Annotated in this window: 12 protein-coding genes; 5 read left to right on the top strand and 7 right to left on the bottom strand. The window is 46.4% G+C overall.

Features of this window, described 5'->3' with window-relative positions:
• Positions 1–139: 139 nt before the first annotated feature.
• From mscS to coaBC, 4 genes are all read right to left on the bottom strand, one after another.
• On the bottom strand, positions 140–982 hold the full coding sequence (gene mscS / locus ACTHY5_RS10190; RefSeq protein WP_441879297.1) for a small-conductance mechanosensitive channel MscS: 843 nt from the start codon (positions 980–982) through the stop codon (positions 140–142).
• Between the two features lie 80 nt (positions 983–1062).
• Positions 1063–1665 (bottom strand): nucleoid occlusion factor SlmA, encoded by a 603-nt coding sequence (gene slmA / locus ACTHY5_RS10185; protein WP_441879295.1) that lies wholly within the window; start codon positions 1663–1665, stop codon positions 1063–1065.
• A 17-nt stretch (positions 1666–1682) separates the two neighbouring features.
• On the bottom strand, positions 1683–2138 hold the full coding sequence (dut, locus tag ACTHY5_RS10180; protein ID WP_441879293.1) for a dUTP diphosphatase: 456 nt from the start codon (positions 2136–2138) through the stop codon (positions 1683–1685).
• On the bottom strand, positions 2119–3333 hold the full coding sequence (coaBC, locus tag ACTHY5_RS10175; RefSeq protein ID WP_441879291.1) for a bifunctional phosphopantothenoylcysteine decarboxylase/phosphopantothenate--cysteine ligase CoaBC: 1215 nt from the start codon (positions 3331–3333) through the stop codon (positions 2119–2121). Before coaBC ends, dut begins: the two co-directional genes overlap by 20 nt.
• 314 nt (positions 3334–3647) lie before the next feature.
• Between coaBC and radC the strand changes: the two genes are divergently transcribed.
• The 3 genes from radC (at position 3648) to rpmG (ending at position 4872) form a co-directional block, all read left to right on the top strand.
• Complete coding sequence (radC, locus tag ACTHY5_RS10170) at positions 3648–4322, top strand: RadC family protein (protein ID WP_441879289.1); 675 nt, start codon at positions 3648–3650, stop codon at positions 4320–4322.
• Between the two features lie 134 nt (positions 4323–4456).
• Positions 4457–4693, top strand: a complete 237-nt coding sequence (gene rpmB / locus ACTHY5_RS10165; protein WP_441879288.1) for a 50S ribosomal protein L28 — start codon at positions 4457–4459, stop codon at positions 4691–4693.
• An 11-nt stretch (positions 4694–4704) separates the two neighbouring features.
• Positions 4705–4872: a 50S ribosomal protein L33 gene (rpmG, locus tag ACTHY5_RS10160; RefSeq protein WP_208005766.1), complete on the top strand. Its 168-nt coding sequence runs from the start codon at positions 4705–4707 to the stop codon at positions 4870–4872.
• 83 nt (positions 4873–4955) lie between these two features.
• On the opposite strand, the gene ACTHY5_RS10155 is transcribed toward rpmG, so the two are convergent.
• Positions 4956–5513, bottom strand: coding sequence for a rhodanese-like domain-containing protein (locus ACTHY5_RS10155; protein ID WP_441879286.1), 558 nt, complete (start codon positions 5511–5513; stop codon positions 4956–4958).
• Between the two features lie 10 nt (positions 5514–5523).
• Complete coding sequence (locus ACTHY5_RS10150) at positions 5524–5964, bottom strand: hypothetical protein (RefSeq protein ID WP_441879285.1); 441 nt, start codon at positions 5962–5964, stop codon at positions 5524–5526.
• A 141-nt stretch (positions 5965–6105) separates the two neighbouring features.
• On the opposite strand from ACTHY5_RS10150, the gene mutM reads away from it, so the two are divergent.
• A complete protein-coding gene (mutM, locus tag ACTHY5_RS10145; RefSeq protein WP_441879283.1) occupies positions 6106–6930 on the top strand; it encodes a bifunctional DNA-formamidopyrimidine glycosylase/DNA-(apurinic or apyrimidinic site) lyase in 825 nt (274 codons plus the stop codon).
• Positions 6931–7236: 306 nt separating this feature from the next.
• On the opposite strand, the gene coaD is transcribed toward mutM, so the two are convergent.
• Positions 7237–7722 (bottom strand): pantetheine-phosphate adenylyltransferase, encoded by a 486-nt coding sequence (coaD, locus tag ACTHY5_RS10140; RefSeq protein WP_441879281.1) that lies wholly within the window; start codon positions 7720–7722, stop codon positions 7237–7239.
• Between the two features lie 80 nt (positions 7723–7802).
• Between coaD and ACTHY5_RS10135 the strand changes: the two genes are divergently transcribed.
• On the top strand, positions 7803–8203 hold a 401-nt coding region (locus ACTHY5_RS10135), incomplete at its 3' end, for a glycosyltransferase family 9 protein (protein ID WP_441879279.1).

The raw sequence follows: 8203 nt of genomic DNA, 5'->3' as shown, positions 1-8203 counted from the left end.
GAATTTATTCGACCTCTTTAGGCCTTGCTATGGTTTTTAGTCGATTGAAATCAACTCTACAGCAGCCATAAAGCCTGTTCAGTTAGTTTTCCTGATTGGTATAAACTCCTCTGATCCCAAAGAAGTAACGAGTTATGACCTATGCCGCATCGTCTTTAATGAGATGCACATCCATATTGGGGTAGGGCATGCGAATGTTGTGAGCATCCATTTCTGTTTTAATTTGCTCTAACAAATCAAACTTTAACGCCCAATAATCACTGGCATTCACCCAGGGGCGTACAATAAACTCCACCGCAGTCGTGCCTAAATTACTTACCGCAATTTTACACTCTGGCTCTTTTAATACGCGCTCATCAGCAAGTACTATCTGGGAGAGTAGCGCCTTGACCGTTTTTACATCAGCGTTGTACGAGACGCTAATCACTAGGTCGAGGCGGCGGGTTTTCTCTTTTGAATAATTAACGATTTTGTCGTTTAAAATTTTAGAGTTAGGCACCACTATCATGCGGTTATCGGGGGTCATTAAAATAGTAGTAAAAACTTGTACCGACTGCACTGTGCCGGCCGTGCCGCCAGCTTCAATGTAGTCACCGGACTTAAAAAAGCGAAAACCAATTAATAACACACCCGCAGCAAAGTTAGATAAAGAGCCCTGTAGTGCCAGCCCAACCGCCAAACCGGCAGCACCGACTATGGCTACAAACGAGGCAGTTTGCACGCCCACGCGACTTAGGGCGGCAATAATCACAAATGCCAACAAGCCATATTTAAGGATGCTGGTTACAAAATCAGCAATAGTGCTATCAATCTTGCGCTTTTTCATCAAAGAATTAACGCCGCCAGTGAGCATACCGACCACAATAAAACCGATCACGAGCGTCAACAGCGCCGCCGCCATGTTTACTACATAATGGATAATTAATTCTTGGTTATTACTCAGCCAATCTTGAGCTTGATTGACGGCGCTTGATGGTTCCATTAGGTTACCTTTATTATTTTAAATATAGGGTTATGTTGCTCAGTATATCGCTTAACATCACTGCCTTATGCGGTACTGAGTTAGCTAACTACTGTGCTTACTTGTGGGCACAGTAGTTGCCACTGTTGCTCAAAATGTAAGGTGGGCTTAATGCTAAATTGACTGCGTACATATTGGGTAATACGCCCTTCAATGTGGGCCAGTAACAAGTTAGCCAATACTTTTTCGTCGGTGGCAAAGCCTTCACCCTCATATAAGCGACGTTCGCGCATCACTTGTTTAAACTGCACATCTAAACGTTCAAACAATTGGTTAATACGCACCAATAAGCGCTCGTGTTCGCCTTGTAGGCCATCACCATTTAATAATCGAGTAATGCCAGGGTTGCGCTCACAAAAGCCCAAAATAAGCTGCATGATATAACGTAAACGTAAGGCACAGTCTTTTTCATCTTGTAAAATTAAATTAATACGAGAAAAAAGCGTTTCTTCTATAAAATCAATTAACCCTTCAAACATCCGCGCTTTACTCGGAAAGTGCCGATACAAGGCCGCCTCAGATACGCCCACTTCGGCCGCTAATTTAGCCGTAGTAATGCGCCGCCCAGTACTGGTTTCTAGCATGTGCGCCAGTGCTTGTAAGATTTGTTCGCGTCTATTTTTTTTAACTTGGGTATTGGCCATAAATACGCATCACTCAGTTATTGGCGACCAGAAGAGCCAAAACCGCCTTCTCCTCGTTCGCTTTGGTTAAACTCATTAACAAGCGTAAATTGGGCTTGTACGACTGGCAAAATAACCAGCTGCGCAATACGCTCACCAGGTTCAATAGTGAACGATGTTGAACCTCTATTCCAGCAAGAGACCATTAATTGGCCTTGATAGTCAGAATCGATTAAGCCCACTAAATTACCTAATACTATGCCGTGTTTATGGCCAAGACCAGAGCGCGGCAATATGGTAGCGCACAGCCCCGGGTCGGCAATATGAATGGCAATGCCGGTAGGCAGTAGCTGAGTATCGCCTGGCGCGAGTGTTAGCGGTGCATCTAGGCACACGCGTAAGTCTAACCCTGCAGAGCCTGGGGTGGCATAGGCAGGAACAGGAAAGTCGGTGCCCACACGAGGGTCAAGAATTTTAAGCTCTATCGGTGTCATGGTATTGCTCTGCAATTAAAGTAAGAAGATGGGTGGCTAGGGTCGCTTTTTCTGCTAAAGCGAGTTCGGCTTGGCCATTAGGCCAGAATACGCTAAGCGCATTCTGGTCACTATTAAAACCTTGCCCCTGCGCCGCCACATTGTTGGCGGCAATCATATCAAGTTTTTTACGCTTGAGCTTATCTTGGGCATAGTGTGCAACATCTTGGGTTTCGGCAGCAAAGCCTACGGTAAAAGGCTTATTCATCAGTGCCGCAACGTCTGCCACAATATCAGGGTTTTTGGTCAGCTCTATGACTAAAGCATCTTGTGCTGTCTTTTTAATTTTATGTTCTGCTATCTGTTTAGGGCTGTAATCGGCCACCGCTGCACAGGCAATAAAAATCTGCTGGTGTTGAATATCTTGCATTACCGCGCCATGCATTTGGGTGGCGCTCTCTACATCTACTCGTGTAACACCTTTGGGAGTAGCTAAAGCGACAGGGCCACTGATTAAGGTGACCTCTGCCCCCATTTGCTGAGCCGCAGCTGCTATGGCGTAGCCCATTTTTCCTGAACTGTGATTAGAAATAAAACGCACCGGATCCAGCGCTTCTCGGGTGGGGCCGGCCGTTAGCATGAGCTTAACACCGGCCAGCAGTTGTGATGGCGCAGTAACGTGCTGTTCTATTAACGCGAGTAACTCCATGGGCTCTAGCATACGACCAGGGCCTACATCACCACAGGCCTGTGCGCCTAAAGCTGGGCCCCACACCAAGGTGTTACGCTGCAACAGTGTCGCTAAATTGTGTTGTGTGGCTGCATGAGCATACATTTGCTGGTTCATGGCAGGCGCCACAGCAAGAGGCGCCGGTGTGGCCAAACACAAGGTCGTTAGTAAGTCGTCGGCAAGACCGGCGGTTAACTTAGCGAGCGTATTGGCACTGGCAGGGGCAACTAAAATTAAGTCGGCCCATTTAGCCAGCTCAATATGGCCCATTCCTGCTTCGGCAGCGGGGTCGAGCAAGGCATCTGATACCGGCTCACCAGAGACCGCCTGCAAGGTTAATGGGGTTATAAACGCTTTGGCAGATTCCGTCATTACCACGCGCACCAAGGCATGGCGCTCTTTTAGGCGACGAATTAACTCGGCTATTTTATAAGCCGCAATACCACCGCTAATACCGATTAAAATGCGTTTGTTTGCTAAAGACATCACAGTGTTCCAACCGCTAACAGGCTGGCAAGATTATCATAAAAAATGGCTTTTGCGGTGATTGGCCAGCTTTCGACTAGGCTTAATAGCAATAGGCCTTGGTTTGCTGTGAGCGACAGGCATATCAAAACCTAATAACTGTTTTTCCTTGGAGTGCACCCCATGTATTGATGAAGTGCTACCAAGAAAAGTGCGTATACATTTTTCTTATAAAATTTTATTTATAAAGCATTTTAACTTTCCGTGTGAGTCTGTGTATTTCGTGGTAAAGACGTCTTTAATCTTTAGCAAAAAATAACCACATGGAGGTGGGGATGAGTATTAAAGATTGGCCCTTGAGTGAGCGCCCCCGCGAAAAGCTACTGAAACGTGGCTCTCATAGTTTATCGGATGCTGAATTATTGGCGATTTTTTTACGTACCGGTGCAAAAGGTATGGATGCCGTGAGTTTAGCGCGTACCTTGTTGAATGAGTTTGGTTCTTTACGTCAGCTATTAATGGCCGATCAACACAGTTTTTGCCAAGGGCCAGGGCTTGGGTTAGCTAAATATGTGCAGCTGCAAGCTAGCCAAGAGCTAATGCGGCGATTTTTAGATGAGAAATTAATTCGTGAAAATGCGTTAACCAGTCCTGAGCTTACCCGAGCGTTCTTGCAATCGCGATTACGCGATCAGCCCCGAGAGGTCTTTGCGCTCTTGCTATTAGACAATCAGCACAGAGTAATCGAATATTGTGAGTTATTTTTTGGTACAGTAGACGCTGCAGCCGTCTATCCTCGCGAAATTGTCTCTTTAGTGTTGAAACGGGGTGCTGCGGCGGTGATTTTGGTGCATAATCATCCATCCGGCGTCGCCGAGCCCAGTCGGGCCGACCGCATGATCACCGAACGTATTCAATCAGCCCTTGGGTTGTTAGATATACGCGTACTAGATCATTTAGTGGTGGGTGATGGCGAAACGGTTTCTTTTGCCGAGCGTGGCTGGCTTTAACAGTCGCGATTTTGGTGTTTTTTATTGATCTTTAGCTCAGTATGCTGTATAAATTGCCGCCTTATTTTGCCCCGATAGACGGCCAACGGGGTGATTAATTGCTCGAGCAAAAGTAAGTATTGGAGAAGACTGACATGTCTAAAGTATGCCAAGTAACTGGTAAGCGGCCAGCTGTTGGTAACAACCGCTCTCACGCCAAAAACGCTACCAAGCGTCGTTTTTTACCTAACCTACAAACTCATCGTTTTTGGGTTGAAGGCGAGAAACGTTTTGTAAAACTGCGCGTTACCACTAAAGGTATGCGTACTATCGACAAAAATGGTATCGAATCTGTGTTAGCAGATATTCGTGCCCGTGGCGAAAAGGTTTAAGGAGTTAACCAATGGCTAAAGGTATTCGCGAGAAGATCCGCCTGAACTCAAGCGCTGGTACTGGTCACTTCTACACCACGACCAAGAACAAGCGCAACATGCCTGAAAAAATGGAGATCAAAAAGTTTGATCCCGTTGCACGTCAGCATGTGATGTATAAAGAAGGCAAAATCAAATAAGATTTTGCATTCTTACAAAAAACCCGGCCTAGGCCGGGTTTTTTTATACCTAAACGAAAAGGCAGGGCTTCGAGCTTCCAGCTTTATTTTTCGCTTCGATAAATTTTGTCTGAATTGGCTTTGCTCTGCCAAGGCAAATCGGCATTCTGCCAGCCATTTTTAACCCGAAATCCTTTGTGCTCACCCTCTTTTATACTGCCACCCTGAAAGCCATTCACTACATAACGGGCATTTTTAAAGCCGTTATCTCGTAAAAACTCAGCACTGGGTAAGCCGCGCTCGCTGCCTGAGCGGCACATGGTGATAATGGTGGCGTCTTTATCAAGCCCTTTTGCGGCCAATGCTTGCTCAACGTCTTTAATAAAGTTTGGGTTGCGCTGCATGTCAAAGCGTTGCTGATCGTCACGCCAATTGTTTCTATTCACCATTAAATACGGAATATTTTGGTCTACCTGATCGGTAAAACCAATAAACATAATCTCAACCGGATCGCGCACATCAATAAACAACACATCGCTGCCTTGCTGTTGTGTTAGCTCATAGGTCGCTTTAGGAGTAATTTCTATTTCGTTAGCTAATGCATGAGCACTGGTGCCCAATAATGCGGCAGAAATTAACACGGAAGATAATAATTTTTTCATGGTTTACCTCTTAAAAATTAAATACGCGAGTGGTTATGTTAGTCATGTGCTGAGCAATATTATCTGGAGTGGCAACTCCTACACCTTCACGCAATTGCGCTTGATCGTGTTCACTGTTGGGTAAATAAAGCGCGCATACATCCACTTGGGCACCGGCTTGTTGTAGCTTAGTTAACAACTGCTCTGGGGTTACGCCTTTGGGTTTGAGCGGTGGGTTTTGAGTGTTTTGCAGTGCCAAATCGCCAGCTTTATCACACAATAAGATATTGATATGCGTCCCTTGAGCTTGCATGGCATTAGCCAATATCATTGCCATACCTTGGGTTTGTAGCTCACCGCTGTTTACTATAACCAGTGCATTCTCTACCCGAGGGGTGGTATCTGCAGCCTGAGCACCACCAGTTAACATGGCTGTACCTAAGGCGAGTGACGCGAGTTTTTTCTTGGTCATTACGGCTGTCCTTATTAAGTAAAGATTACATTTATTAGAATAGTCTAATTAATGCAGGGCGCCAAGTGCTTATTACATTTAGGTGATGTTGAGCTGAGCACAGGCAAGGTATACTGACTATAAATAACGAGGAGAATAGGCATGCCAGAGTTACCCGAAGTAGAAGTTAGCCGCCAAGGCATTAGCCCCTTTATGGTGGGTGAAACCGTGATGCGCGTGGTGGTGCGTAATGCCAGCCTGCGTTGGCCTATCCCCAGTGAAATTCAAGATATGGTGGGGTTAGCCATTACCGGTATTCGCAGACGCGCCAAATATCTTCTGCTAGAAACCGACTGGGGCACGGCTATTTTGCACTTAGGCATGTCGGGTAATTTAAAAGTGTTGCCCCATGGCACACTAGCAGGTAAACACGATCATGTTGATATTGAACTCAGTAATGGCAAGTTATTACGCCTTAACGACCCTCGTCGCTTTGGCTGCCTACTCTGGACCCGTGAACCCGTAGCACAACACAAATTGCTGGCAAAGCTTGGCCCCGAGCCGCTGACTGAGGCTTTTAATGGTGAGCTGCTATATGAGCGTAGTCGCAAGCGTAAAATTGCCGTTAAACAATTTATTATGGATAACCATGTGGTAGTAGGCGTGGGTAATATTTATGCCAACGAGGCATTATTCAGTGCCGGTATTCACCCTCAACAAGCTGCTAATGAGGTCACTAAGGCCCAATATTTAGCACTGGCCAGCGAGATTAAAACCGTGTTGGCGCGCGCTATTACGCAAGGTGGCACCACCTTAAAAGACTTTACCGGCAGCGACGGCAAACCCGGCTACTTTGTGCAAGAGCTACAAGTCTACGGCCGAGCTGAGCAACCCTGTTCAGCCTGCGGTGGTTTATTACAAGAAGTACGCATGGGCGGACGCAGCACCGTTTTCTGCCCACTGTGTCAGCCCAAACGCAGCGCCTAGCTAACGCCAACACAAAGGGGTCATTGCGAGGAGTGTAACGACGCGGCAATCCATGAGACTGAAAAGGTACTTGAATGTAAAAGGGAATAGGGACTGGTGAATAGGGATTTGTAACCCCCAATCCCTAGAACAGCATTGCCCTTCACAGGTTCCGTGGCAAAAAATGGCTTTTTAGTTCGCTGTCTTCACTCGGCGCTTGTAGCCGGGCGCTATGTTTCGCCCTTACCCATAAAATCCCTTTCAGATTTGGTTACTATTTTTCCGTGGTTTTCGTGGATTCCGTTGCAAAAATAATGGTTTGTGGCTTTAGTTCGACGCTAACTTCAAAGCAATGGCTTTAGCCACGGCTTCGGGTACAAACTGACTGATATCGCCGCCGTGGCGTACCACGTCTTTAATAAGGCTAGACGACACAAAAGAATACGCAGGGGCGGGGGTTAAAAATACCGTTTCTAAATCCGGCATTAAATGGCGATTCATGTTCGATAGCTGAAACTCGTACTCAAAATCAGACACAGTACGTAAGCCGCGAATTAATACATTTGCCTGCTGTTGCTGAGCAAAATCAACCAATAAGCCAGAAAACCCTACTACACGCACGTTCGCCAAATGGCCGGTGGTTTGACTGATCAGTGCCTCACGTTCATTTAAATCAAACATGGGTTGCTTACTTGCGCTGGTGGCCACCCCCACAATGACTTCGTCGAATAATTGGGCGGCACGGGTAATTAAATCTAAATGACCATGAGTGATGGGGTCGAAGGTGCCGGGATAAATAACCCGAGTACTCATAATTACGTCCTTATTAATAAACGACAATGATATTTTAAGATAGAATAGCACCGCTAAATGGCCTGTGGGAGAGCGAAGTGATAAAACGAGTCTTGGTAGTGCGTAATGATAAAATTGGTGACTTTATGCTGGCGTGGCCGGCCTTTGCCATGCTTAAGGCGTCTACCGACTGCCACATTACCGCCTTGGTGCCCAGTTATACTCAGCCCTTGGCCGAGTTATGCCCAAACATAGATGACGTCATTATCGACCCAGGTAAAGCGGCTGACTCTGCGGCTCAGAAAACCCTGTTAACTCAGCTTAAAGCCGGGCAGTTCGATGCTGTTATCTGCTTGTTCTCTAATTTTCGCAACGCCAAGCTCATGTGGCAAGCAGGCATTAAACAACGCTGGGCACCAGCCACTAAGCTGGCGCAAATATTGTATAACCATAAAGTAAAGCAGCGTCGCTCACAGTCCGCTAAGCCTGAATATCAATATAA

This window comes from Oceanisphaera sp. (assembly GCF_052084945.1).
Taxonomy (GTDB): Bacteria; Pseudomonadota; Gammaproteobacteria; order Enterobacterales; family Aeromonadaceae; genus Oceanimonas.
Note: the sequence above shows the minus strand (reverse complement) of the source record. Positions and strands in the feature narration are given on the sequence as shown.